Here is a 26,262-nt window from a genome sequence, read left to right as displayed (position 1 = left end):
CTAAATGATTTTGTGTATGGCATAACTTTTCTTAACCTGAACGACGACGATTACGCGGAGCGCCAGCGCGGCGCGGACCATTGCCAGGACGCGAACGCGTCAGACGCAACGGCTTGGGCAGATCGTTCATGAGCGCTTCCGGATTGTATTTGCTGACCGGAATCGAGTGGCCGATATAGCTCTCAATAGCGGGCAGATTCAGCGCATACTCTTCACAAGCCAGGCTGATGGAATGTCCGCTGGCGCCAGCGCGACCGGTACGACCGATACGGTGAACATAGTCTTCACAATCGTCTGGCAGATCGTAGTTAAAGACGTGCGTTACGGCGGGGATATGCAACCCGCGCGCCGCGACATCGGTCGCCACAAGAATATCCAGATCGCCGCGGGTGAACTCATCCAGAATCCGCAGGCGCTTTTTCTGCGCGACGTCGCCGGTCAGCAGACCAACACGATGGCCATCTGCCGCCAGATGTCCCCAGATATCTTCGCAACGATGCTTGGTGTTGGCGAAAATAATGGCGCGATCCGGCCACTCTTCTTCGATCAGCGTTTGCAGTAAACGCATTTTCTCTTCATTAGAGGGGTAGAAAAGCTCTTCTTTAATGCGGTGGCCGGTCTTTTGCTCCGGTTCCACTTCAACATATTCGGCGTTGTTCATCTGTTCAAACGCCAGCTCGCGAACCCGATAAGACAGGGTGGCGGAGAACAACATGTTCAGACGCTGCGCAGCCGGCGGCATACGACGGAACAGCCAGCGGATATCTTTAATAAAGCCCAAATCGTACATGCGATCGGCTTCATCGAGTACGACGACCTGAATGGCGCCGAGGTTAATGTGGTTTTGTTTGGCGTAGTCGATCAATCGGCCCGTCGTACCAATAAGAATATCAACGCCGCTTTCCAGCACTTTAAGCTGCTTGTCGTAACCATCGCCGCCGTAAGCCAGGCCTAATTTTAAGCCTGTCGCTTGCGCCAGCGGCTCCGCGTCTGCGTGAATTTGTACGGCTAATTCACGCGTCGGCGCCATGATCAGCGCGCGCGGCTGGTTCACCTTGCGATCGTCGATCGCGGGATGAGAAAGTAAATAATGAAACGTTGACGTCAGAAACGCCATCGTTTTCCCGGTACCGGTTTGCGCCTGCCCTGCAACGTCACGACCCGCCAGCGTTAGCGGAAGGGCCAGTGCCTGAATGGGCGTACAATTATAAAACCCTTTTTTTTCAAGGGCTTCAACCACCTGTGGGTGCAGGGCGAAGTCGGAAAACTTCTGTTCTGTTAAATGTGTTTTGCTCATAGTGTGGTAGAATATCAGCTTACTATTGCTTTACGAAAGCGTATCCGGTGAAATAAAGTCAACCTTTGTTGGCGAAGTTAACATCAGCACCTCGTTGGTTAATGCTACACCAACACGCCAGGCTTATTCCTGTGGAGTTATATATGAGCGATAAAATTATTCACCTGACTGACGACAGTTTTGACACGGATGTACTCAAAGCGGACGGGGCTATCCTCGTTGATTTCTGGGCAGAGTGGTGCGGGCCGTGTAAAATGATCGCTCCGATTCTGGATGAAATCGCTGACGAATATCAGGGCAAATTGACCGTTGCCAAACTGAACATTGACCAGAACCCAGGTACTGCGCCTAAATATGGCATCCGCGGTATTCCGACTCTGCTGCTGTTTAAAAACGGCGAAGTGGCGGCAACCAAAGTAGGCGCATTGTCTAAAGGTCAGTTGAAAGAGTTTCTCGACGCCAATCTGGCGTAATACCTTTTATACGTCGAATGACAAAGGCGCTGTATGGTCAGGCGTCTGTCATTCGACGAATGATTAAGGTATCAGGCAGTTTCGTGGCGTCTGTTGTCCTTACGTTATTCTTAAATTGTCAGGATCTCTGGACGCCCGGTCTGAGTCGTGCTAAGTTAGTATTGACTTCGAATTAAACATACCTTATTAAGTTTGAATCTGGTTTTATCCGTCACTTCCCGTTTTTTCTCGCACGAGAAGTGGAAAGATTCCTGGCTCTTCGCTCATTCCGTCTTGTCGTTTCAGTTCTGCGTACTTTCCTGTGACCAGACAGCGAACAGACATGAGTTGATAGCCGTAAACAGGCATGGATGACCCTGCCATACCATTCACAACATTAAGTTCGAGATTTACCCCAAGTTTAAGAACTCACACCATTATGAATCTTACCGAATTAAAGAATACGCCGGTTTCTGAGCTGATCACTCTCGGCGAAAGTATGGGGCTGGAAAACCTGGCCCGTATGCGCAAGCAGGACATTATTTTTGCCATCCTGAAGCAGCACGCAAAGAGTGGCGAAGATATCTTTGGCGACGGTGTGCTGGAGATATTGCAGGATGGATTTGGTTTCCTCCGTTCTGCAGACAGCTCCTACCTCGCCGGTCCTGATGATATCTACGTTTCCCCCAGCCAAATCCGCCGTTTCAACCTCCGCACTGGTGATACCATTTCTGGTAAGATTCGCCCGCCGAAAGAAGGTGAACGCTATTTTGCGCTGTTGAAAGTTAACGAAGTTAACTACGACAAACCGGAAAACGCCCGTAACAAAATCCTCTTTGAGAACTTAACCCCGCTGCACGCAAACTCTCGTCTGCGTATGGAGCGTGGTAACGGTTCTACCGAAGACTTAACGGCGCGCGTTCTGGATCTGGCTTCGCCGATCGGTCGCGGCCAGCGCGGTCTGATTGTCGCGCCGCCGAAGGCGGGTAAAACCATGCTGCTGCAGAACATCGCGCAGAGCATCGCGTATAACCACCCAGACTGCGTGCTGATGGTGCTGCTGATTGACGAACGTCCGGAAGAAGTAACCGAGATGCAGCGTCTGGTGAAAGGCGAAGTGGTTGCCTCTACCTTTGACGAACCGGCATCCCGCCACGTTCAGGTTGCCGAAATGGTTATCGAGAAGGCGAAACGTCTGGTTGAACACAAGAAAGACGTCATCATCCTGCTCGACTCCATCACCCGTCTGGCGCGTGCCTACAACACCGTGGTGCCGGCTTCCGGTAAAGTACTGACCGGTGGTGTGGATGCTAACGCCCTGCATCGTCCGAAGCGCTTCTTCGGCGCGGCGCGTAACGTGGAAGAGGGCGGTAGCCTGACTATCATCGCGACGGCGCTAATCGATACCGGTTCCAAGATGGACGAAGTTATCTACGAAGAGTTTAAAGGCACCGGTAACATGGAGCTGCATCTCTCGCGTAAGATCGCTGAAAAACGTGTCTTCCCGGCTATCGACTACAACCGTTCCGGTACCCGTAAAGAAGAGCTGCTCACCACTCAGGAAGAGCTGCAGAAAATGTGGATCCTGCGTAAAATCATCCATCCGATGGGTGAGATTGACGCGATGGAATTCCTCATTAACAAACTGGCGATGACCAAAACTAATGACGACTTTTTCGAGATGATGAAGCGCTCATAACCTGGTCTTTACCTGAAAACGCCACGTTTTTACGTGGCGTTTTTGTTTTGCGATTCATCCTGGCGTCATGTCATATAAACTGGTCATCGGGATATGCGCTACAGAGTAACACCATGCACAATACACATTGTTTGCGGTAAAAAGTGTAATGTTCTAACAGGTCTCTTCTAGGAGCTGGCGTAACGCATTATACTTTAAGGAAATGATATATGCTGAGAGCACATACACTGTGAAGTTACTCACCGCTTTATCTGAGCTAATCAGTATTTTTTTATTCACGACCATTTTTATTTTTCTTGCGCGAAAAGTAGCCATAAAAATTGGTTTAGTGGATAAACCAAACTTTCGTAAACGACATCAGGGCGTTATCCCATTAGTCGGCGGGATTTCTGTGTTTGCAGGAATCTGCTTTATGTTTGGCCTCTCGGATTACTACATACCGCACTTATCGCTATATCTTATTTGCGCTGGTGTATTGGTTTTTGTTGGTGCGATGGATGACCGTTTTGATATCAGTGTAAAAATTCGTGCTGTGGTTCAGGCTGTTATTGCGGTTGTAATGATGGTTATCGCAAAACTTCACTTAGGTAGCCTTGGTTACATCTTTGGGCCTTGGGAGTTAGTGCTTGGCCCCTTTGGCTATTTCCTTACTCTGTTTGCCGTATGGGCGGCGATCAACGCTTTCAATATGGTGGACGGTATTGACGGACTGCTGGGTGGGTTATCCAGCGTCTCATTTGCGGCGATGGGGCTGATTTTATGGTTTGATGGTCAGACTAGTCTGGCAATGTGGTGCTTTGCCATGATCGCCGCGATTCTGCCTTACATTATGCTTAATCTCGGTATTTTGGGGCGGCGTTATAAAGTCTTTATGGGTGATGCCGGTAGTACACTGATTGGCTTTACCGTCATCTGGCTCTTACTGGAAACGACGCAGGGGAAAACTCACTCTATCAGCCCGGTTACCGCGCTATGGATTATCGCTATTCCATTGATGGATATGGTGGCGATTATGTATCGCCGTCTGCGTAAAGGGATGAGCCCCTTTTCCCCTGATCGCCAACATATTCATCATTTGGTTATGCGAGCAGGGTTTACTTCCCGCCAGGCATTTGTTCTTATTACGCTCGCAGCGGCGATTCTGGCGGGAGTAGGCGTAACGGCAGAATACTCTCATTTTGTTCCTGAATGGGTTATGTTGGTGCTCTTTTTGCTAGCATTCTTCCTCTATGGCTACTGCATTAAGCGGGCCTGGAAGGTGGCGAGATTTATTAAGCGTGTGAAGCGTCGCCTGCGCAGGCAACGTAAGAACCGGCCAAACTTAACCAAGTAAATGAGGATACGATGACACAACCATTACCGGGGGCACGCGCGGTGAGCGCTGAAAATGAACTGGATATTCGCGGGTTGTTTCGTACTTTATGGGCTGGCAAATTCTGGATTATCGGCATTGGCCTGCTATTTGCCCTTATCGCGTTAGCCTATACCTTTTTTGCTCGTCAGGAGTGGAGTGCGACGGCGATCACCGATCGCCCAACCGTAAATATGTTGGGCGGTTATTACTCCCAGCAGCAGTTTCTGCGCAACCTGGATATTAAGACCGATCCTGCTTCTTCTGATAAGCCCTCGGTGATGGATGAAGCGTATAAAGAGTTCATCATGCAACTTGCCTCCTGGGATACGCGTCGCGATTTCTGGTTACAGACGGACTATTACAAGCAGCGAATGGTCGGGAATAGCAAAGCTGATGCGGTGATGCTTGATGAACTGATCAATAACATACAGTTTACGCCCGGCGATTTTACACGCGCCATCAACGACAACGTGAGGCTGATTGCTGAAACTGCGCCGGATGCCAATAATCTGCTGCGTCAGTATGTCGCATTCGCCAGCCAGCGGGCGGCGAGCCATCTGAATGATGAATTAAAAGGTGCCTGGGCTGCGCGTACCGTGCAGATGAAAGCCCAGGTCAAACGGCAGGAAGAGGTTGCGAAAGCGATCTATTCGCGTCGTGTAAACAGTATTGAGCAGGCGCTCAAAATTGCGGAACAACATAATATTTCTCGTAGCGCGACAGATGTCCCGGCGGATGAATTACCGGACTCAGAGCTTTTTTTACTCGGTCGCCCTATGTTGCAGGCGCGTCTTGAAAATCTGCAAGCGGTTGGCCCTGCGTTCGATTTGGACTACTTTCAAAATCGGGCAATGTTGAATACGCTTAATGTGGGGCCGACCCTGGACCCTCGTTTTCAGACCTATCGTTATTTGCGTACGCCGGAAGAACCGGTAAAACGTGATAGCCCACGCCGAGCCTTCCTGATGATTATGTGGGGTATCGTTGGGGCGCTAATCGGTGCGGGCGTTGCCTTAACCCGTCGCCGCACGATTTAGCAACACCTCTGCAGTAGGGGGCTGGGCCCCTACTGTCTATTCGAAGAGAATCGATGTGAAAGTACTGACTGTATTTGGTACACGACCGGAGGCCATTAAGATGGCGCCTCTGGTCCATGCGCTGGAAAAAGATCCTCATTTCGAGGCCAAAGTATGCGTTACTGCGCAGCATCGGGAGATGCTTGATCAGGTATTAACTCTTTTTTCTATTGTGCCTGATTACGATCTCAACATTATGCAGCCGGGACAGGGGTTGACGGAAATTACCTGCCGAATTCTGGAGAGATTAAAGCCGATCCTGGCAGATTTTAAACCTGATGTGGTGCTGGTTCATGGAGATACCACCACTACGATTGCTACCAGCCTGGCGGCTTTCTATCAACGAATTCCGGTAGGGCACGTAGAAGCCGGGTTGCGAACCGGCGATCTCTATTCCCCCTGGCCGGAAGAGGCAAACCGCACGCTGACCGGACATCTGGCGATGTACCACTTTGCGCCGACGGAAAACTCGCGGCAGAATCTGTTGCGGGAGAACATTCCGGATGAGCGCATTTTTGTCACTGGCAATACCGTTATTGACGCGCTGATCTGGGTACGCGATCGCGTTCTGACGAGCGATACATTACAGGCTGAACTGGCCGAGCAGTATCCTTTCCTCAACGCGAATAAGAAGATGATTTTGGTGACCGGTCATCGGCGTGAAAGCTTTGGTCAGGGCTTTGAGCATATCTGCCAGGCGCTGGCGGAAATTGCCGCCGCGAACCAGAATGTGCAAATTGTCTATCCGGTGCATCTCAATCCCAACGTCAGCGAACCTGTCAACCGTATCCTCGGCCATGTTGAAAACGTGGTACTGATTGAGCCGCAGGACTACTTACCTTTTGTCTGGCTGATGAATCACGCCTGGCTCATTCTGACCGATTCCGGCGGTATTCAGGAAGAAGCGCCGTCATTAGGTAAGCCGGTATTGGTCATGCGTGAAACCACAGAGCGTCCGGAAGCCATTACCGCTGGTACGGTAAGACTGATCGGCACGGACTCCCGGCGCATTGTGGCGGAAGTTATGCGTCTGCTGCACGACGAAAATGAATATCAAACCATGAGCCGCGCCCATAATCCTTATGGTGACGGGCAATCATGCGCGCGCATTTTACAGGCGTTAAAAAGTTATCGGGTATCGTTATGAGTTTTACGACCATTTCTGTTATTGGGCTGGGGTATATCGGATTACCGACTGCGGCCGCTTTTGCTTCCCGCCAGAAGCAGGTTATCGGCGTGGATATCAACCAACATGCTGTAGACACCATAAATCGCGGTGAAATTCACATCGTGGAGCCGGCGTTGGGCAATGTGGTGAAGATGGCGGTGGAAGGCGGCTTTCTGCGTGCGACGACGACACCTGTCGAGGCCGATGCGTACCTGATTGCCGTGCCGACGCCATTCAAAGGCGATCACGACCCTGACATGGCCTATGTGGAAGCCGCGGCGAAATCCATTGCGCCGGTATTAAAAAAAGGGGCACTGGTGATTCTGGAATCAACATCGCCGGTCGGCGCAACGGAGCAAATGGCTGGCTGGCTGGCCGGGATGCGCCCGGATCTGACCTTTCCCCAGCAGGCGGGCGAGCAGGCCGACGTGAATATCGCCTATTGTCCGGAGCGTGTGCTGCCGGGTCAGGTGATGGTGGAACTCATTAAAAATGACCGCGTGATTGGCGGTATGACGCCAGTATGTTCGGCTCGCGCCAGCGCGCTGTACAAAATTTTCCTTGAGGGCGAATGCGTTGTCACCAACTCGCGCACCGCAGAGATGTGCAAGCTGACGGAAAATAGCTTCCGTGATGTGAATATCGCCTTTGCGAATGAATTGTCGCTGATTTGCGCCGAACAGGGGATTAACGTCTGGGAATTGATCCGCCTGGCGAACCGCCATCCGCGCGTCAATATTTTGCAGCCGGGCCCAGGCGTTGGCGGGCACTGCATTGCGGTCGATCCGTGGTTTATTGTGGCGCAAAATCCGCAGCAGGCGAGACTGATTCGCACCGCGCGTGAAGTGAATGACGGCAAACCGCACTGGGTGGTCGATCAGGTAAAAGCCGCGGTCGCAGATTGCCTGGCAGCCACCGATAAACGCGCCAGCGAAGTGAAAATCGCCTGTTTTGGGCTGGCCTTTAAGCCGAATATCGACGATCTGCGCGAAAGCCCGGCGATGGGGATCGCGCAAAGTATCGCCCGCTGGCACAGCGGCGAAACCCTGGTCGTCGAACCGAATATCCGTCAGTTGCCGAAAAAATTGGACGGACTTTGCACGCTGGCGAAACTGGACGCGGCGCTGGCCGCCGCCGATGTGCTGGTGATGCTGGTCGATCACGACGAATTTAAAGCGATTCCCGGCGATGCGGTTCATCAACGTTATGTGGTTGATACCAAAGGGGTCTGGCGCTGATGAAACGCATTCTGGTGACCGGCGGCGCAGGCTTTATCGGATCTGCGGTGGTGCGGCATATCATCCATGAAACGGCAGACGCGGTGGTGGTGGTGGATAAACTCACCTATGCGGGCAACCTGATGTCTCTGGCGTCGGTGGCGCAAAGCGACCGTTTCGCCTTTGAGAAGGTGGATATCTGCGATCGGGCATCACTGGAGCAAGTTTTCCAGCAGTATCAGCCCGATAGCGTGATGCACCTGGCGGCGGAAAGCCATGTAGACCGTTCCATCGACGGCCCGGCGGCGTTTATTGAAACGAATATCGTTGGTACTTACACCTTGCTGGAAGCCGCTCGCGCTTACTGGTCCGCGCTTGACGCGGACGCTAAAGCGGCGTTCCGCTTCCACCATATCTCCACCGATGAAGTGTATGGCGATCTGCATACTGCAGACGATTTCTTCACCGAAACCACGCCATATGCGCCAAGCAGCCCTTATTCCGCCTCCAAAGCCAGCAGCGACCATCTGGTACGCGCCTGGTTACGTACCTACGGTCTGCCTACGCTTGTCACCAACTGCTCTAATAACTACGGGCCCTACCATTTCCCGGAAAAACTGATCCCGCTGATGATTCTGAACGCGCTGGCGGGTAAACCATTGCCGGTCTATGGCAACGGTCAGCAAATTCGCGACTGGCTGTATGTGGAGGATCATGCCCGTGCGTTGTATCACGTGGTGACGAACGGTGCGGTGGGCGAAACGTATAATATCGGCGGTCATAACGAACGTAAAAATCTGGATGTGGTCAGGACGATCTGCGCTCTGTTGGAGGAACTGGCCCCGCAAAAACCGCAGGGTGTGGCGAATTATCACGATCTGATTACCTTCGTCGACGATCGACCCGGCCATGACTTACGTTATGCCATCGACGCGTCGAAAATCGCCCGCGAGCTGGGCTGGACGCCGCAGGAAACCTTCGAAAGCGGGATGCGAAAAACCGTTCAGTGGTATCTCGCCAATGAGGCCTGGTGGAAACCCGTGCAGGATGGCAGTTATCAGGGCGAACGCTTAGGTCTGAAACGCTAAACGGCAGGCTCTTACTCCTGGAGGAGAAACGAATGAAAGGCATCATTCTGGCGGGAGGTTCCGGTACCCGGTTGCATCCCATTACGCGCGGCGTATCAAAGCAGCTTCTGCCCGTCTACGATAAACCGATGATTTACTATCCGTTATCGGTGCTAATGCTGGCGGGCATTCGTGAGATCTTGATCATCACCACGCCGGAGGATAAACGCGACTTTCAGCGTTTGTTGGGCGACGGCGCAGCATTCGGTATCGATTTACATTATGCCGAGCAGCCCAGTCCGGACGGGCTGGCGCAGGCCTTTATCATTGGCGAAACGTTCCTCAACGGTGAACCCTCATGCCTAGTATTGGGCGACAATATCTTTTTTGGTCAGGGCTTTAGCCCCAAACTCCGTCAGGTCGCGGCGCGTACCGAAGGCGCCACAGTATTTGGCTATCAGGTCATGGACCCGGAACGCTTTGGCGTCGTGGAGTTTGACGATGATTTTCGCGCGCTCTCGCTGGAAGAAAAGCCGAAACAGCCTAAATCTAACTGGGCGGTCACCGGCCTCTATTTCTATGACAGCAAGGTCGTCGAGTATGCGAAGCGCGTGAAACCGTCCGGGCGTGGCGAGCTGGAGATCACTTCTATCAACCAGATGTATCTGGAGGAAGGTAAGCTGACCGTTGAACTGCTGGGCCGCGGCTTCGCCTGGTTGGATACGGGCACCCACGACAGTCTGATTGAGGCGAGCACTTTTGTGCAGACGGTGGAAAAGCGCCAGGGCTTCAAAATTGCCTGTCTGGAGGAGATTGCCTGGCGCAACGGCTGGCTGGATGATGATGGTTTGAAACGCGCCGCCAGTCAGCTTGAAAAAACCGGCTATGGCCAATATTTACTGGAGTTGCTCCGTGCCCGTCCGCGCCAGTATTGAACCGTTACACTGGGAAAATACGTTCTTTGGCGTGAATAGCGGCATTGTGCGTATCGATGCCTCAGCGCCCGAATTAACGCCAGAAGCGCTGCAGGCATGGCAACGCGTGCAGGCAAAAGTGCCGGCTGAAAACATCGCCTGGCTGTCGGCGTTGCAATCGCTGGGATTCTCTTTGGTTGAAGGCGAGGTGGATTTTGCGTTGCCGGTAAAAGGGCATCGCGACCAGCATGGCGCGGAAATTGCACATCTTACGGACATTCCTGCTTTGCGTCAGTTGGCCGGAGAGGCGTTTACGCAGAGTCGTTTTCGCGCGCCGTGGTATGCGCCCGACGCCAGCGCCCGTTTTTACGCCCAGTGGATTGAGAATGCGGTACGCGGCACGTTTGATCACCAATGCCTGGTGCTTCGCACGGAGACAGGCGCTATCCGTGGTTACGTCTCGCTGCGGGAATTGAATGATACCGACGTGCGCATTGGCCTGTTGGCCGGACGCGGCGCGGGAGCGGAACTTATGCAGGCGGCGATCTGTTGGGCGCAGAGTCGCGGCAAAGCAACATTGCGGGTGGCGACCCAGTTGGGCAACACCGCCGCGCTTAAACGTTACATACAAAGCGGTGCCAACATCGAAAGCACTGCGTACTGGTTATACAGGTGACAACATGATTCCTTTTAATGCGCCGCCGGTGGTGGGAACCGAACTCGAATACATGCAGTCTGCAATGAGCAGCGGCAAACTGTGCGGCGACGGCGGCTTTACGCGTCGTTGCCAGCAGTGGCTGGAGCAACATTTCGGCAGCGCGAAGGTGTTGCTGACGCCTTCCTGTACCGCGTCTTTGGAGATGGCGGCCCTGTTGTTGGATATTCAGCCCGGCGATGAAGTGATCATGCCGAGCTTTACGTTTGTCTCCACTGCTAACGCTTTTGTCCTGCGCGGCGCGAAAATTGTGTTTGTCGATATTCGTCCGGATACGATGAATATTGACGAAACGCTGATTGAGGCGGCGATTACTGATAAAACCCGCGCTATCGTGCCGGTACACTACGCTGGCGTCGCTTGTGAAATGGACGTCATCATGGCGCTGGCGGATAAGTATAATCTGTTCGTTGTCGAGGACGCCGCCCAGGGCGTAATGTCCACGTACAAAGGGCGCGCGTTAGGGACGATCGGTCACATCGGCTGTTTTAGCTTCCATGAAACCAAAAATTACACCGCTGGCGGCGAAGGCGGCGCGACGCTGATCAACGATCGTACGCTGATTGAACGCGCGGAGATCATCCGCGAAAAAGGCACCAACCGTAGCCAGTTCTTCCGTGGTCAGGTGGACAAATACACCTGGCGGGATATCGGCTCCAGTTACTTGATGTCCGATCTGCAGGCTGCCTACCTGTGGGCGCAACTGGAGGCCGCCGATCGTATCAATCAACAGCGTCTGTCGCTGTGGCAGACTTACTACGATGCGTTAACGCCGCTGGCGCGCGCCGGGCGTATTGAGCTGCCTTCTATTCCGGAAAACTGCGGGCATAATGCCCACATGTTTTACATCAAACTGCGGGATATCGCCGATCGCAGCGCGCTGATTAATTTCCTGAAAGAGGCGGAAATCATGGCGGTATTCCATTACATTCCGCTACATGATTGCCCGGCGGGCGATAAATTCGGCGAGTTTATCGGGGACGATGTCTACACCACAAAAGAGAGCGAACGTTTGTTGCGTCTGCCGCTGTTTTATAACCTTGCGCCCGTCGATCAACGAACGGTGATTACTACCTTGCTAAATTATTTCTCCTGATATGTCGCTTGCTAAAGCCTCCCTGTGGACGGCGGTCAGTACGCTGGTAAAAATTGGCGCCGGACTGCTGGTGGTGAAACTACTGGCCGTCTCTTTCGGTCCGTCGGGCGTCGGACAAGCGGGTAACTTCCGCCAGATGATTACCGTGCTGGGCGTATTGGCTGGCGCCGGGATATTTAACGGCGTTACCAAACTCGTCGCACAACATCATGATGACCCGGCGCAGTTACGTACCGTGGTGGGAACCTCCTCCGCGATGGTATTGGGGTTCTCTACGCTGCTGGCGCTGGTCTTCCTGCTGGCGGCGGCGCCGATTAGCCAGGGACTGTTCGGTCATACGGACTATCAAGGGCTGGTGCGTCTGGTTGCGCTGGTACAAATGGGGATCGCCTGGGCGAACCTGCTGCTGGCGCTAATGAAGGGCTTTCGTGACGCGTCGGGTAATGCCTTATCGTTAATTGTCGGCAGCTTTTTGGGCGTCGCCGCCTGGTATCTCTGCTACCGTGTCGGCGGCTATGAAGGCGCTCTGCTTGGCCTGGCGCTGGTGCCGGCGCTGGTGGTAGTGCCAGCCGGTATAATACTGATTAAGCGCGGCACCGTCCCGCTACGCTATCTCAAGCCCTCCTGGGACAACGGTCTGGCAGGGCAACTCAGTAAATTTACCCTGATGGCGCTGATTACCTCTGTTACGATGCCGGTCGCCTATGTGATGATGCGAAACCAACTGGCCGCGCACTATAGCTGGAGCGATGTCGGGATCTGGCAGGGCGTGAGCAGTATTTCTGATGCCTATCTACAATTTATCACCGCCTCCTTCAGCGTTTACCTGTTACCTACGCTCTCACGCCTGACGGAAAAACAGGACATTACGCGTGAAGTGGTAAAAGCGCTGAAATTTGTTTTACCGGCGGTTGCGGCGGCGAGTTTTACCGTCTGGCTATTGCGCGATTTTGCTATCTGGCTGCTTTTTTCCGCCAAATTCACCGCGATGCGCGATCTGTTCGCTTGGCAGTTAGTGGGCGACGTGCTGAAAGTCGGCGCCTATGTTTTCGGTTATCTGGTGATTGCCAAAGCGTCGTTGCGATTTTACATTCTGGCCGAAATTAGCCAGTTCATTCTGTTAACGGCGTTCGCTCACTGGCTGATTCCCGCTCACGGCGCGCTGGGTGCGGCACAGGCTTATATGGCCACCTATATTGTCTATTTTTCACTTTGTTGCGGCGTATTTTTACTCTGGCGTAGGCGAGCATGACTGTACTGATTCACGTCCTGGGATCGGATATCCCTCACCATAACCACACCGTGCTGCGGTTTTTCAATGATACGCTGGCCGCCACAGGCGAGCACGCGCGCGAATTTATGGTTGCCGGTGAAGATAACGGCTTCACGGAAAGCTGTCCGGCACTCTCGCTTCGTTTTTATGGCAGTAAGAAAGCGCTGGCGCAGGCGGTTATCGCCAAAGCGAAAGCAAATCGTCGACAGAGATTCTTCTTTCACGGGCAGTTCAACATCAGTCTGTGGCTGGCGCTGTTAAGCGGCGGTATTAAGCCAGCCCAGTTTTACTGGCATATCTGGGGCGCGGATCTCTACGAAGTGTCCAACGGGCTGAAATTCCGCCTTTTCTACCCGCTTCGTCGTATCGCGCAGGGGCGAGTAGGGGGCGTATTCGCGACGCGCGGCGATCTCAGCTATTTTGCGCGCCAGCACCCGGGCGTACGCGGCGAGTTGCTCTATTTCCCGACGCGCATGGATCCTTCTCTGAATGCTATGGCAAAAGAGCGCCAACGTGCGGGGAAATTGACCATTTTGGTAGGGAACTCCGGCGATCGCAGTAACCAACATATTGCGGCGTTACGGGCGGTGTATCAGCAGTTTGGCGACACGATAAACGTGGTGGTGCCGATGGGCTATCCAGCCAATAACCAGGCCTATATTGATGAGGTTCGTCAGGCCGGTCTGGCGCTATTTAGCGCCGAAAATCTACAAATTCTTAGCGAAAAAATGGAATTTGATGCCTATCTTGCGCTGTTGCGCCAGTGCGACCTCGGTTATTTTATTTTTGCCCGCCAACAGGGGATCGGGACGTTGTGTCTGCTAATTCAGGCCGATATCCCGTGCGTGTTGAATCGCGACAATCCTTTCTGGCAGGATATGGCGGAACAGCATCTGCCCGTCCTGTTTACCACGGACGATCTTAATGAGCAGGTCGTGCGCGAGGCGCAGCGTCAGCTCGCATCGGTAGATAAAAGCGGCATCACCTTCTTTAGCCCCAACTACCTGCAACCGTGGCATAATGCGTTGAGAATCGCCGCAGGAGAAGCCGAATGAGTTTAATGCAATTCAGCGGGCTGCTGGTGGTCTGGCTGCTCTCTACGCTGTTTATCGCCACGCTGACTTGGTTTGAATTCCGCCGCGTGCGTTTTAACTTCAACGTTTTCTTTTCGTTGCTTTTTTTGTTGACCTTCTTTTTTGGTTTTCCGCTAACCAGCGTGCTGGTATTTCGTTTCGACGTTGGCGTCGCGCCGCCGGAAATCTTATTGCAGGCTCTATTATCCGCCGCCTGTTTCTACGGCGTGTATTACGTGACCTATAAAACGCGTTTACGCAAACGCGTTGTGGATGTACCACGCAAGCCGCTATTTACCATGAACCGGGTGGAAACCCACCTTACCTGGGTGATCCTGATGGGCATCGCGCTGGTGAGCGTGGCGATTTTCTTTATGCATAACGGCTTTTTGCTGTTCCGACTACACTCCTACAGCCAGATCTTTTCCAGCGAAGTTTCCGGCGTGGCGTTAAAACGGTTCTTCTATTTCTTCATTCCGGCGATGCTGGTGGTCTATTTCCTGCGCCAGGACAGCAAAGCGTGGCTGTTCTTTCTGGTGAGCACCGTCGCGTTTGGTCTGTTGACCTACATGATTGTCGGCGGCACGCGCGCCAACATCATTATTGCGTTTGCTATCTTCCTGTTTATCGGCATTATTCGGGGCTGGATCAGCCTGTGGATGCTGGCAGCGGCGGGCGTGCTGGGGATTGTCGGTATGTTCTGGCTGGCGCTCAAACGCTACGGATTAAATGTGAGCGGCGATGAGGCGTTCTATACGTTTCTTTATCTGACGCGCGATACCTTTTCGCCGTGGGAGAATCTGGCGCTGCTGTTGCAAAATTACCACAATATCGATTTTCAGGGGCTGGCCCCTATCGTGCGTGATTTCTACGTCTTTATTCCTACCTGGTTATGGCCGGGACGACCCAGTATCGTGCTGAATTCTGCGAATTACTTCACCTGGGAAGTCCTGAACAACCATTCTGGCCTGGCGATATCGCCAACGCTTATCGGATCGCTGGTGGTCATGGGCGGGGCACTGTTTATTCCGCTCGGCGCGATCGTCGTCGGGCTGATTATCAAATGGTTCGACTGGCTGTATGAACTGGGTAACCGGGAACCCAATCGCTATAAGGCGGCGATTCTGCACAGTTTCTGCTTTGGCGCCATCTTTAATATGATTGTGCTGGCGCGAGAAGGGCTGGATTCGTTTGTTTCGCGCGTGGTTTTCTTCCTGGTGGTTTTTGGCGCCAGCCTGCTGGTCGCTAAACTTCTGTTCTGGTTATTTGATAGCGCCGGACTGATTCATAAACGTACAACTTCGCTCCCTCAGGCACAGATGGATGGAAAACTATGACCAATAATGCCGCTGCGCCCCTTTACTCGCTGCGTGGATTACCTCTGATTGGCTGGCGCGACATGTCACATGCGCTGAATTATCTGTTTGCCGATGGTCAACTGAAGCAAGGCACGTTGGTGGCGATCAACGCCGAAAAGCTGCTGACGGCGGAAGATAATCCGGAAGTCCGCGCGTTGATAGCAGCGGCGGAATTTAAATATGCCGATGGCATCAGCGTGGTGCGTTCAATACGTAAAAAATTTCCGCAGGCGCAGGTTTCTCGCGTGGCTGGCGCCGACCTTTGGGAAGCGTTAATGGCGCGCGCGGGGAAAGAAGGCACGCCGGTATTTTTTGTCGGCGGCAAGCCTGAGGTGCTGGCGCAGACGGAAGCAAAACTGCGGACGCAGTGGAACGTCAATATTGTGGGTAGCCAGGACGGTTACTTTACGCCGGAGCAGCGTCAGGCGCTATTTGCGCGTATCCATGCCAGCGGCGCGAAAATTGTCACCGTCGCGATGGGATCGCCAAAACAGGAATTACTCATGCGCGATTGTCGGGAAGTGCATCCCCATGCGCTATATATGGGGGTGGGCGGTACCTATGATGTGTTTACCGGTCACGTCAAACGCGCCCCAAAAATATGGCAGAACCTGGGGCTGGAGTGGTTGTATCGTCTGCTTTCGCAACCGAAGCGTATTACCCGCCAGATGCGTCTGCTGCGCTATCTTCGCTGGCACTATACTGGCGATCTCTGATTCTCCCTTCTGATGACTTGAGCAGCGGACTGTGCTTATGGCTCTGCTCATTTACAACATAATCGATGCTTTCTTACACAATAAGCGCATTTTTTTAATGCTTCATTTGCCATTTGTCCAAATTTAAGAAAATATTCGCAACAATCGATGTACCCATAACAATAACCGGTACTACCGGAACCGTTGCAAACACGACATGAGGATTTATGGCAGAGAAAAAACCGGAGCTACAGCGTGGGCTGGAAGCTCGTCATATTGAATTGATTGCCCTCGGGGGCACCATCGGCGTCGGACTCTTTATGGGCGCCGCCAGTACGCTGAAATGGGCGGGCCCGTCAGTGCTGCTGGCGTATATCATCGCCGGATTGTTCGTCTTTTTCATCATGCGTTCGATGGGGGAGATGCTCTTTCTGGAACCTGTTACCGGCTCCTTTGCCGTGTACGCCCACCGGTATATGAGTCCTTTTTTTGGCTATCTTACCGCCTGGTCATACTGGTTTATGTGGATGGCGGTCGGGATCTCGGAAATTACCGCCATTGGGGTCTACGTCCAGTTCTGGTTTCCGGAGATGGCGCAGTGGATACCGGCGCTGATTGCCGTCGGACTGGTCGCGTTGGCGAATCTGGCTGCGGTGCGCCTGTATGGTGAAATCGAGTTCTGGTTTGCGATGATCAAAGTCACCACGATTATTGTGATGATCATCATCGGCCTGGGGGTGATTTTCTTCGGCTTTGGTAACGGCGGCCAGGCGATTGGCTTTGGTAATCTGACCGAGCATGGCGGCTTTTTTGCCGGCGGCTGGAAAGGCTTTCTGACCGCATTATGTATCGTGGTGGCCTCTTATCAAGGGGTTGAGTTGATCGGTATTACCGCCGGTGAAGCGAAGAATCCGCAGGTGACGTTGCGTAGCGCGGTGGGTAAAGTGCTGTGGCGTATCCTGATTTTTTATGTTGGCGCGATTTTCGTGATCGTCACCATTTTCCCGTGGAATGAGATTGGCAGCAACGGCAGCCCCTTTGTGCTCACCTTCGCGAAAATCGGCATCACCGCCGCGGCAGGCATTATCAACTTTGTCGTGCTGACGGCGGCGCTCTCCGGCTGTAACAGCGGAATGTATAGCTGTGGGCGTATGCTTTACGCGCTGGCGAAAAACCGTCAACTGCCGGCGGCAGTTGCGAAGGTCTCTCGCCACGGCGTGCCGGTCGCGGGCGTGGCGCTCTCTATTTTGATTTTGCTGGTAGGTTCTTGCCTGAACTACATTATCCCCAATCCGCAGCGCGTCTTTGTTTACGTTTATAGCGCCAGCGTACTGCCGGGGATGGTGCCGTGGTTTGTCATTCTGATTAGCCAACTGCGCTTTCGTCGGGCGCATAAAGAAGCGATTGCGGATCATCCTTTTCGTTCCATTATGTTTCCGTGGGCGAACTATTTGACGATGGCGTTTCTGGTTTGCGTTTTAATCGGCATGTACTTTAATGAAGATACGCGCATGTCGCTGTTTGTCGGCGTCATCTTCCTGCTGGCCGTCACGCTGGTCTACAAAGTTTTCGGCCTGAATCGTCACGGAACCGCCCACAAGGTGGGGGAATAAGCGCCAAAATGCGCAAAGCATAACCAAACGCGCATTTTATTTAAAAAGGCACTGGACAGCGGGGTGTGAAGTCCGTATTATCCACCCCCGCAACGGCGCTAAGCGCCCGTAGCTCAGCTGGATAGAGCGCTGCCCTCCGGAGGCAGAGGTCTCAGGTTCGAATCCTGTCGGGCGTACCATTTATTTAGGTGCTTGAGCTGCGGTGGTTTAATACCGCGTAAAAAGTTTCAGTGGTGGCTATAGCTCAGTTGGTAGAGCCCTGGATTGTGATTCCAGTTGTCGTGGGTTCGAATCCCATTAGCCACCCCATTAATATAGAGTTGTGAAACGCGAAGGTGGCGGAATTGGTAGACGCGCTAGCTTCAGGTGTTAGTGTCCTTACGGACGTGGGGGTTCAAGTCCCCCCCTCGCACCACGACTCAATGAATTGAACTAAAAATTCAAAAAAGCAGTATATCGGCGAGTAGCGCAGCTTGGTAGCGCAACTGGTTTGGGACCAGTGGGTCGGAGGTTCGAATCCTCTCTCGCCGACCAATTTTGAGCCCCGCTTCGGCGGGGTTTTTTGTTTTCTGTTCATTTTCAACCCCTTATCCCGCACGTGTTGCCATTATGGTTTATTGGCGATATCCCAGACTTCATTTGTCGCTATTCGGTGACGAATAATCTATTGATTTATAATCACTTTATAAAAAGCATCCTGTTCTGTCTCCGCCGGGCGACACGCTAAAACCTCGCCAGCGGCGGGGGGATAACAATCGCGTGAATTCTCTACGTTTTTTTAATGCCTGCGCCTGTTTTTTAGCGGTGCAAAGATGGCACGTTATGTGCAATAATGTACGGGTAGATGCTCATTCCATCTCTTATGTTCGCCTTCTGGCCTCATAAACTCAGGAATGATGCAGAGCCGTTTACGGTGCTTATCGTCCACTGACAGATGTCGCTTACGCCTCATCAAACACCCTGGACACAACGTTGAGTGAAGCACCCCTTTATGTTGTCATACAGACCTGTTTTGACGCCTGCCCCTTAACCGGGCAGGCGTTTTTTTATGCATCCCGAATGATTTTGTGTAGGCGGTAAGCCCGGTAAGCGAAGCGCCACCGGGCAAGAGGGAATTACTGCGGGGGATTGTTCTGTAATGTCAGCATCAAGCCGTCGCGCCGCATGGCGGCGGCCTCTTCCGGTTGATGCAGTCGATCAAGCGCATCGGCAAGCCAGGCATAATCATACGCGTCCGGGCGTTGTTTCAGCGCGGCGCGGAAAGCCAGGGTCGCCTCCTGCCATTCACCGTGTTTCATTAGCGACTGGCCGAGCGTGCTCCATAACAGCGGGCGATCGCCTACCGTCTTGATTTGCTGGCGCAGCACTTTCTCCAGTTGTTCCGGATTATTGGTTCTGAGGCGAGGAATGGGCAGCACCAGCCGATCGTCATACTGGCGTTTCAGACCGTCGATGATAATCTGCTGCGCCATATCATGATCGTCACACTCGATTAGATGCTCGGCCATCGCGACCTGCAGCGCCACCTGATGGCGGGTTTTACGGCTTTGGTTTTTCCACCAGGTGCGTAATCCTTCGCTGCCCTGCTCGGCACGCGCCTGATCCATGAGTCCTATCCACGCCTGTTGTTCGAGCATGGCGCGATGCGCTTCATCGCCGACGTGCGCTTTCGCCATGGATGGGATGATATCCAGTAAAGAACTCCATGCGCTGGTGCGAATATAGGCCTGCTCCGCCAGACGCAGAACTTCCGGGTGACGCGGCGTGACCTCCAGCAGTTTGTCCACGCCGTGACGCGCTGCGTGATTTTCATTGCGCGCCAGCTGTAAGCGCACACGCGTGATCTCGACCGGGATGGTGTCGTTCCCCGCCAGCTCTGCCGCACGTTCAAGGTGCTGATTAGCGCGTGCTTCATCGCCGCGCTGCTGCGCCGCTTCTGCCGCCAGCAAATAATTTACCACCGGTTGTTCAGCATGGTCGGCATTTTTTGACATCAGCTTTTCAACCTGCTGATAGTCGCCCTCCGCCAGCTTCAGCAGCGCCTGTTCGGTCTGCTTGCGGGCGCGACGGCGTTTACGGCTGGCAAACCAACCGCGGGTGTGCGCGCCGGTACGAAACAGACGGCGTAGTAACCACTCAATGGCGAATAGCACCACCATAGCGACGATGAGAATGATCGCCAGGCCGGTGACGCTGGTTTCAATGTTGTAGTTATCGGTCTGGATTAACACATAGCCCTGGTGACCGGCTATCATCGGGCCGACCACGATACCCGCGAGCAACAACACAAAGAGCAATAATACTTTTAGCATCATTATTCTCCTTGCGGCGCGGCTGCCGGAGCGTCTGTCTGCGTGGCAGGCGCTGCCGTAGAGACTGTCGGTTGCGCCAGCAGATTACGCACGCGGGTTTGCATCAGTTTTTCAAGAATCGCCTGGCTTCCCAGAGTTTCCGGCAGATCCATCGTGATATTTTGCTGGCTTAATTTATCGACCTCCTCCAGGAAGGCTTTTGTCGCGGCGTCGTCAGTATCGTAATAAGCGCGAACCCAGGTCGAAACGTTATCCAGCGCCTGACGGTATGTTTCTTCCTGATGGCGTGGCACGGCCTGCGCGGCGACTAACAGGCGGGAGCGAATATTTTCGCGTAAATAGACGTCCTGGTTGGGCGCCAACAGCGGTACGGCGGTATCATCGCGGCGGCGAATGGTAATAAAGCTGTCCATAAAGTTCTGCCAGCTTTTTTGCAGGTTAACGCGCCATTCGCTTAGCGAGCTGGACAGCTCGCTGCTGTCAGAATCCATCGGCGAACCATCGGTATCGTTATCCGCCAGACGCAGGTTATCAATTTGGTTAGAGAGCTGATTGAGCTTGAGAATAATGCCGTCGTAGTCGATCTGCGCAACGGATGACAGGCTGGCTATATCGTCAGTAATCGCGCGTCGTGCGGTAATCAGGCTGGGGTCATTCATATCCGCCAGACTGGCGTCAGCGCTTTTGAGCAGCGCAGCGGCGGTAGTGACGTCCTGATCACTCCACAGCTTGCGTCCGGCGAGTTTCACCAGGAAATCAGCCTGTGCCAGCAGCCAGGTTTTAGCATCGCTGCCGGAAATGGTGGCGACTTTTTGTTGTACTTCATCAAGCTGTTTCGCCAGCGCCGCCTGTTGGCGATTCGCGTCATCTAACTGCGCCGCTTGTTTTTTGATAATCCCTTCCAGCTCCGCTTTTTGGCTCTCCTGCGCCTTTTGCAAGGCGGTCAGTTGCGTCGCCAGCGCATCGCTGGTTTCCGTTTGCGCGGTTGCCTGCTGTTTTCCCCAGCCATAAAGCCCAATACCTGCCGCCAGGGCAATCGCGATCGCCACCGCGCTTAATACCAGCGCGGCGCCGTTCTTACTTTTTTTCTCGGTATTAACTGGCTGTGGCGTGGTTTCCACGGTCTCCCTGGTCTCATCAACCACGGCGGAGGATTTTTCTTGTTCCGTCATTATGGCATCCCATTATGAGAGTTATTGTAATGCGCGCAACAGCGCATCGTTGTCGGCGTTATCAGCGACCTTAATATCTTGCCAGCCCAGTTCCCGGGCGAGGTGCGCCAGACGCTCACTGACGACCAATAGCCGACAGCGTAGTAACCAGTGCTCACGATACCACTGGGGAGTCAGCGACCAGAGTCGTTGCAACATCTCGCCGCTGGTAACAACAAGCGTTGTTACGCCGCGAGTATGCCAGCGCATCGCTTCTTCCGCGCCATCGTAATGTTTCGCACATCGTTGATAACATTCACAAAAACTGACTTCGGCTCCGCGAACTGTCAGGGTTTCGCCCAGCAGTTCGCGGCCGCCATTGCCACGCAAAATCAGCGCGCGTTTGCCCGCAATATTTTGTAATTCAGGTAATTGTAGCAAGGCTTCGCTGATTTCCCGATCCAATGGATAACGAATATCGAACCCGCTAACGGTATGAAGGGCGAGCGCCGTAGTGCGGCCAATCGAGAAATAGCGCGGCGACGCAGGCCAGTTTCGTCCATCCCGCTGGAGCTGGGCGTGAGCAAAGGCGACGGAGTGCTGTGAAAGGGCAAAAACCAGATCGTTTTCCGTCAGCGTTGCCAGGCGGTCGGCCAGGGTGGGTAGCTCCCGACCGGCGACAAATTCAATCAGTGGAAAACTCCAGGCCACCTGCCCCAGTGCGCGCAGACGGCTCACTAACGCTTCCCCTGCGGGAGAGGGGCGGGTGATCAGAATACTCATGCGGGCGTCTCGCCGTTATAAACTTCCGTCAGAATCGCGCGCGCGCCGTTTTCCAGCAGTTCCTCTGCAAGCGAGATGCCCATTTGCTCCGCCTGCTCGGGAGAACCACGACGTTCGCCGCGCACCATCACCGAACCGTCCGGCGCGCCAACCAGCGCGCGTAGCCAAATTTCACCGTTGATGATTTCTGCATAGCTGCCAATCGGCACCTGACAACCGCCTTCCAGGCGGGTGTTCATAGCACGTTCCGCCGTTACGCGCAGCGCGGTTTGCGAGTGATTCAACGGTGCGAGCAGCGCCTGTGTTCGCGCGTCGTCAAGACGACACTCAATCCCGACAGCGCCCTGGCCTACGGCAGGAAGCGAAACGTCAGGCGGCAAGGCTGTGCGAATGCGCGACTCCAGACCTAAGCGTTTCAGACCGGCCACGGCCAGGATAATGGCGTCATAGTCGCCGTTATCCAGCTTGCCGAGACGTGTGCCGACGTTGCCGCGCAACGAACGGATAATGAGATCCGGACGGCGTTCCGCCAGTTGACACTGACGACGCAAACTGGACGTCCCGACGATACTACCCGCGGGCAGATCGTCCAGACTGTGATATTTATTCGAGACAAACGCGTCGCGTGGATCTTCGCGCTCGCAAATGGTCACCAGACCGAGACCGTCCGGGAAGGCCACCGGAACGTCTTTCATAGAGTGCACGGCGATATCAGCGCGTTTTTCCAGCAGCGCGATTTCAAGCTCTTTAACAAACAGTCCCTTACCGCCCACTTTCGCCAGGGGAGTATCGAGAATCACGTCGCCGCGTGTGACCATCGGCACCAGTTCTACCGTCAGTCCCGGATGGGTTGCCATCAATGCGTCTTTGACATAATGTGCCTGCCAAAGCGCAAGGGGACTTTGGCGTGTGGCAATTCTTAAAACATTGTCTAACATGCTTGTTACCGTCATTATCAATCATTGACCATCCTAACATCCTTATAGAGAGTATGTTAGTTTTCCGGTCACCGTGAGTGAGAGGATAAGGCGCAGTGTCGTCAATGACAGTGAATAATGACGAGAAACCGCCAGCCCGTATTTAAGAATTTACACGCAGCGAACGGTGCTACACTTGTATGTAGCGCATCTTTCTTTACGGTCAATGAGCAAGGTGTTAAATTGATCACGTTTTAGACCATTTTTTCGTCGGTATTAGATAAAAATATGCAGGCGAGAAAGGGTAACGGTTATTTTTGACATACGGTTTATCCCGAATGGCGACGGTGAAGTATTGACCTGCACCATGACGGGTAGCAACATCAGGCGATACGTCTTGTACCTCTATATTGAGACTCTGAAACAGAGACTGGATGCCATAAATCAACTGCGTGTGGATCGCGCGCTTGCTGCCATGGGACCCGCTTTTCAGCAGGTTTACAGTCTTCTGCCGACATTATTGCACTATCACCATCCACTGATGCCGGGTTACCTTGATGGTAACGTTCCCAGCGGTATTTGCTTCTACACGCCTGATGAAACCCAACGCCACTATCTGAACGAACTTGAGCTGTACCGCGGTATGACGCCGCAGGATCCGCCGAAGGGCGAGTTGCCGATTACCGGCGTTTACACCATGGGCAGCACCTCCTCGGTCGGGCAGAGCTGCTCGTCCGACCTGGATATCTGGGTGTGCCATCAGTCCTGGCTCGACGGCGAAGAGCGTCAGTTGCTGCAACGTAAGTGTAGCCTGCTGGAAAGCTGGGCCGCCTCGCTTGGCGTTGAGGTGAGCTTCTTCCTGATTGACGAGAACCGTTTCCGCCATAACGAAAGCGGCAGTCTGGGCGGGGAAGACTGTGGTTCTACGCAGCATATCCTGTTGCTTGATGAGTTTTATCGTACCGCTGTGCGCCTGGCCGGGAAGCGTATCCTGTGGAGTATGGTGCCGTGCGACGAAGAAGAGCATTACGACGACTATGTCATGACGCTCTACGCGCAGGGCGTATTAACGCCAAACGAATGGCTGGATTTGGGGGGCTTAAGCTCGCTCTCCGCCGAAGAGTACTTTGGCGCCAGCCTGTGGCAGCTATACAAGAGCATTGACTCGCCGTACAAAGCGGTGCTGAAAACGCTGTTGCTGGAAGCCTATTCATGGGAATACCCCAACCCACGTCTGCTGGCGAAAGATATTAAACAACGTCTGCATGACGGTGAAATCGTATCGTTTGGACTCGATCCCTACTGCATGATGCTGGAACGGGTCACTGAATACCTGACGGCGATTGAAGATCCGACGCGGCTGGATTTAGTCCGCCGCTGCTTTTACCTGAAAGTGTGCGAGAAATTAAGTCGCGAGCGCGCCTGCGTAGGCTGGCGTCGGGAAGTATTAAGCCAGTTGGTCAGCGAGTGGGGATGGGACGACGCGCGTCTGACCATGCTCGATAATCGCGCAAACTGGAAAATCGATCAGGTGCGCGAAGCCCACAACGAATTGCTCGACGCAATGATGCAAAGCTATCGTAATCTGATTCGCTTTGCGCGGCGCAACAACCTCAGCGTGAGTGCCAGCCCGCAGGATATCGGCGTACTGACGCGTAAGCTGTACGCGGCGTTTGAAGCGTTGCCGGGTAAAGTCACGCTGGTGAACCCGCAGATATCGCCGGATCTGTCCGAGCCGAATTTAACCTTTATCCATGTGCCGCCGGGACGTGCCAACCGTTCAGGCTGGTATCTCTACAACCGCGCGCCGAACATGGATTCCATCATCAGCCATCAGCCGCTGGAATATAACCGTTATCTTAATAAGCTGGTCGCGTGGGCGTGGTTCAACGGCCTGCTGACGTCGCGAACGCATCTGTTTATTAAGGGCAACGGTATTGTCGACCTGCCTAAGTTGCAGGAGATGGTCGCCGATGTTTCGCACCATTTCCCGCTGCGCTTGCCTGCTCCAACGCCGAAAGCGCTCTACAGCCCCTGTGAAATTCGCCATCTGGCGATTATCGTTAACCTCGAATATGACCCGACGGCGGCGTTTCGCAATAAAGTGGTTCATTTTGACTTCCGTAAGCTGGACGTTTTCAGCTTTGGCGAAGAGCAAAACTGTCTGATAGGCAGTATCGACTTGTTATATCGCAACTCGTGGAACGAAGTGCGTACTCTGCACTTTAACGGCGAGCAGGCGATGATCGAAGCGCTGAAAACGATTCTGGGGAAAATGCACCAGGATGCCGCGCCGCCGGATAGCGTGGAGGTGTTCTGTTACAGTCAGCATCTTCGCGGTCTGATTCGCACCCGCGTGCAGCAACTGGTCTCCGAATGTATCGAGCTACGTCTTTCCAGCACCCGTCAGGAGACCGGTCGCTTCAAGGCGCTGCGGGTTTCCGGGCAGACGTGGGGACTATTCTTCGAACGCTTGAATGTCTCGGTGCAGAAGCTGGAGAACGCTATCGAATTCTACGGCGCGATTTCGCATAACAAGCTGCACGGGCTGTCGGTACAGGTGGAAACCAACCAGGTGAAATTGCCGTCAGTGGTGGATGGCTTCGCCAGCGAAGGGATTATCCAGTTCTTCTTTGAAGAAACGGGCGATGAGAAAGGCTTTAATATTTATATTCTGGATGAAAGTAACCGGGCGGAAGTGTATCACCACTGCGAGGGTAGCAAGGAAGAACTGGTGCGCGACGTCAGTCGCTTCTATTCGTCATCGCACGATCGCTTCACGTATGGCTCCAGCTTTATCAACTTCAACCTGCCGCAGTTCTACCAGATAGTGAAAACCGATGGCCGCGCGCAGGTGATCCCATTCCGTACGCAGCCTATCAACACCGTGCCGCCAGCAAACCAGGATCATGACGCGCCGCTATTGCAGCAGTATTTTTCGTAAGTGCTGCGCCGGGCAACGCTGCCCGGCCGGCGTTCACCGCTTCACATTAACTTCACCCAACTTCGTTACCGTGACCTCCGCATTTGGT

General features: G+C 53.6%; 22 protein-coding genes and 4 tRNA genes. 21 read left to right on the top strand and 5 right to left on the bottom strand.

The window, feature by feature from the left end; all coding sequences use genetic code 11:
• Window positions 1–31: 31 nt before the first annotated feature.
• On the bottom strand, window positions 32–1,297 hold the full coding sequence (rhlB, locus tag AAYN39_RS00730) for an ATP-dependent RNA helicase RhlB (protein ID WP_000047525.1): 1,266 nt from the start codon (window positions 1,295–1,297) through the stop codon (window positions 32–34).
• A 143-nt stretch (window positions 1,298–1,440) separates the two neighbouring features.
• On the opposite strand from rhlB, the gene trxA reads away from it, so the two are divergent.
• The 20 genes from trxA to AAYN39_RS00630 all read left to right on the top strand — a co-directional run bounded on the left by trxA (window position 1,441) and on the right by AAYN39_RS00630 (window position 18,601).
• Window positions 1,441–1,770 (top strand): thioredoxin TrxA, encoded by a 330-nt coding sequence (gene trxA / locus AAYN39_RS00725; protein WP_001280776.1) that lies wholly within the window; start codon window positions 1,441–1,443, stop codon window positions 1,768–1,770.
• A gap of 247 nt (window positions 1,771–2,017) precedes the next feature.
• Window positions 2,018–2,101: a rho operon leader peptide gene (locus tag AAYN39_RS00720; protein WP_134820045.1), complete on the top strand. Its 84-nt coding sequence runs from the start codon at window positions 2,018–2,020 to the stop codon at window positions 2,099–2,101.
• Between the two features lie 87 nt (window positions 2,102–2,188).
• On the top strand, window positions 2,189–3,448 hold the full coding sequence (gene rho, locus AAYN39_RS00715; RefSeq protein WP_001054532.1) for a transcription termination factor Rho: 1,260 nt from the start codon (window positions 2,189–2,191) through the stop codon (window positions 3,446–3,448).
• 229 nt (window positions 3,449–3,677) lie between these two features.
• Entirely contained in the window at window positions 3,678–4,781 is a 1,104-nt protein-coding gene (wecA, locus tag AAYN39_RS00710) for a UDP-N-acetylglucosamine--undecaprenyl-phosphate N-acetylglucosaminephosphotransferase (protein WP_000771938.1), read from the top strand.
• A gap of 11 nt (window positions 4,782–4,792) precedes the next feature.
• Window positions 4,793–5,839, top strand: a complete 1,047-nt coding sequence (gene wzzE / locus AAYN39_RS00705; RefSeq protein WP_000193415.1) for an ECA polysaccharide chain length modulation protein — start codon at window positions 4,793–4,795, stop codon at window positions 5,837–5,839.
• A gap of 55 nt (window positions 5,840–5,894) precedes the next feature.
• Window positions 5,895–7,025 carry a UDP-N-acetylglucosamine 2-epimerase (non-hydrolyzing) gene (wecB, locus tag AAYN39_RS00700; RefSeq protein WP_000866686.1) on the top strand — a complete coding sequence of 377 codons (1,131 nt, stop codon included), beginning with the start codon at window positions 5,895–5,897 and terminating at the stop codon, window positions 7,023–7,025.
• Window positions 7,022–8,284, top strand: a complete 1,263-nt coding sequence (wecC, locus tag AAYN39_RS00695) for a UDP-N-acetyl-D-mannosamine dehydrogenase (protein WP_000011236.1) — start codon at window positions 7,022–7,024, stop codon at window positions 8,282–8,284. The genes wecB and wecC overlap by 4 nt, the downstream gene beginning before the upstream one ends.
• Window positions 8,284–9,351, top strand: coding sequence for a dTDP-glucose 4,6-dehydratase (gene rffG, locus AAYN39_RS00690; RefSeq protein WP_000822139.1), 1,068 nt, complete (start codon window positions 8,284–8,286; stop codon window positions 9,349–9,351). The genes wecC and rffG overlap by 1 nt, the downstream gene beginning before the upstream one ends.
• 32 nt (window positions 9,352–9,383) lie before the next feature.
• A complete protein-coding gene (gene rfbA / locus AAYN39_RS00685; protein ID WP_000676077.1) occupies window positions 9,384–10,265 on the top strand; it encodes a glucose-1-phosphate thymidylyltransferase RfbA in 882 nt (293 codons plus the stop codon).
• Window positions 10,243–10,920 (top strand): dTDP-4-amino-4,6-dideoxy-D-galactose acyltransferase, encoded by a 678-nt coding sequence (gene rffC / locus AAYN39_RS00680; protein ID WP_001145149.1) that lies wholly within the window; start codon window positions 10,243–10,245, stop codon window positions 10,918–10,920. The genes rfbA and rffC overlap by 23 nt, the downstream gene beginning before the upstream one ends.
• A gap of 4 nt (window positions 10,921–10,924) precedes the next feature.
• On the top strand, window positions 10,925–12,055 hold the full coding sequence (gene rffA / locus AAYN39_RS00675; protein WP_000612080.1) for a dTDP-4-amino-4,6-dideoxygalactose transaminase: 1,131 nt from the start codon (window positions 10,925–10,927) through the stop codon (window positions 12,053–12,055).
• Between the two features lies 1 nt (window position 12,056).
• Entirely contained in the window at window positions 12,057–13,307 is a 1,251-nt protein-coding gene (wzxE, locus tag AAYN39_RS00670; RefSeq protein ID WP_000050302.1) for a lipid III flippase WzxE, read from the top strand.
• Window positions 13,304–14,383, top strand: a complete 1,080-nt coding sequence (locus tag AAYN39_RS00665) for a TDP-N-acetylfucosamine:lipid II N-acetylfucosaminyltransferase (RefSeq protein ID WP_000217176.1) — start codon at window positions 13,304–13,306, stop codon at window positions 14,381–14,383. The genes wzxE and AAYN39_RS00665 overlap by 4 nt, the downstream gene beginning before the upstream one ends.
• On the top strand, window positions 14,380–15,738 hold the full coding sequence (gene wzyE / locus AAYN39_RS00660; protein WP_000055604.1) for an ECA oligosaccharide polymerase: 1,359 nt from the start codon (window positions 14,380–14,382) through the stop codon (window positions 15,736–15,738). The genes AAYN39_RS00665 and wzyE overlap by 4 nt, the downstream gene beginning before the upstream one ends.
• On the top strand, window positions 15,735–16,475 hold the full coding sequence (wecG, locus tag AAYN39_RS00655; RefSeq protein ID WP_000183613.1) for a lipopolysaccharide N-acetylmannosaminouronosyltransferase: 741 nt from the start codon (window positions 15,735–15,737) through the stop codon (window positions 16,473–16,475). Before wzyE ends, wecG begins: the two co-directional genes overlap by 4 nt.
• Before the next feature lie 206 nt (window positions 16,476–16,681).
• Window positions 16,682–18,067: an amino acid permease gene (locus AAYN39_RS00650; protein WP_000818378.1), complete on the top strand. Its 1,386-nt coding sequence runs from the start codon at window positions 16,682–16,684 to the stop codon at window positions 18,065–18,067.
• 102 nt (window positions 18,068–18,169) lie between these two features.
• Window positions 18,170–18,246: transfer RNA gene (locus AAYN39_RS00645), tRNA-Arg, on the top strand.
• Window positions 18,247–18,300: 54 nt separating this feature from the next.
• A tRNA-His gene (locus tag AAYN39_RS00640) sits at window positions 18,301–18,376 on the top strand.
• A gap of 20 nt (window positions 18,377–18,396) precedes the next feature.
• A tRNA-Leu gene (locus AAYN39_RS00635) sits at window positions 18,397–18,482 on the top strand.
• Between the two features lie 42 nt (window positions 18,483–18,524).
• Window positions 18,525–18,601, top strand: a tRNA-Pro gene (locus AAYN39_RS00630).
• Window positions 18,602–19,182: 581 nt separating this feature from the next.
• Here the strand turns inward: AAYN39_RS00630 and hemY are convergent.
• Genes hemY through hemC form a run of 4 tightly spaced genes read right to left on the bottom strand, consistent with a single transcriptional unit; the run spans window position 19,183 to window position 23,251 of the window.
• Window positions 19,183–20,379, bottom strand: coding sequence for a protoheme IX biogenesis protein HemY (gene hemY / locus AAYN39_RS00625; protein WP_001682176.1), 1,197 nt, complete (start codon window positions 20,377–20,379; stop codon window positions 19,183–19,185).
• A gap of 2 nt (window positions 20,380–20,381) precedes the next feature.
• A complete protein-coding gene (hemX, locus tag AAYN39_RS00620; protein ID WP_000138976.1) occupies window positions 20,382–21,551 on the bottom strand; it encodes a uroporphyrinogen-III C-methyltransferase in 1,170 nt (389 codons plus the stop codon).
• Window positions 21,552–21,572: 21 nt separating this feature from the next.
• Window positions 21,573–22,313, bottom strand: coding sequence for a uroporphyrinogen-III synthase (gene hemD / locus AAYN39_RS00615; RefSeq protein WP_000025500.1), 741 nt, complete (start codon window positions 22,311–22,313; stop codon window positions 21,573–21,575).
• Window positions 22,310–23,251 (bottom strand): hydroxymethylbilane synthase, encoded by a 942-nt coding sequence (gene hemC / locus AAYN39_RS00610; RefSeq protein WP_001521319.1) that lies wholly within the window; start codon window positions 23,249–23,251, stop codon window positions 22,310–22,312. Before hemC ends, hemD begins: the two co-directional genes overlap by 4 nt.
• 376 nt (window positions 23,252–23,627) lie before the next feature.
• On the opposite strand from hemC, the gene cyaA reads away from it, so the two are divergent.
• Window positions 23,628–26,174 (top strand): class I adenylate cyclase, encoded by a 2,547-nt coding sequence (cyaA, locus tag AAYN39_RS00605; RefSeq protein WP_000281718.1) that lies wholly within the window; start codon window positions 23,628–23,630, stop codon window positions 26,172–26,174.
• Window positions 26,175–26,262: the final 88 nt, after the last annotated feature.

It is taken from the genome of Salmonella sp. K21076 (assembly GCF_039650795.1).
Classification (GTDB): domain Bacteria; phylum Pseudomonadota; class Gammaproteobacteria; order Enterobacterales; family Enterobacteriaceae; genus Salmonella; species Salmonella enterica.
Note: the sequence above shows the minus strand (reverse complement) of the source record. Positions and strands in the feature narration are given on the sequence as shown.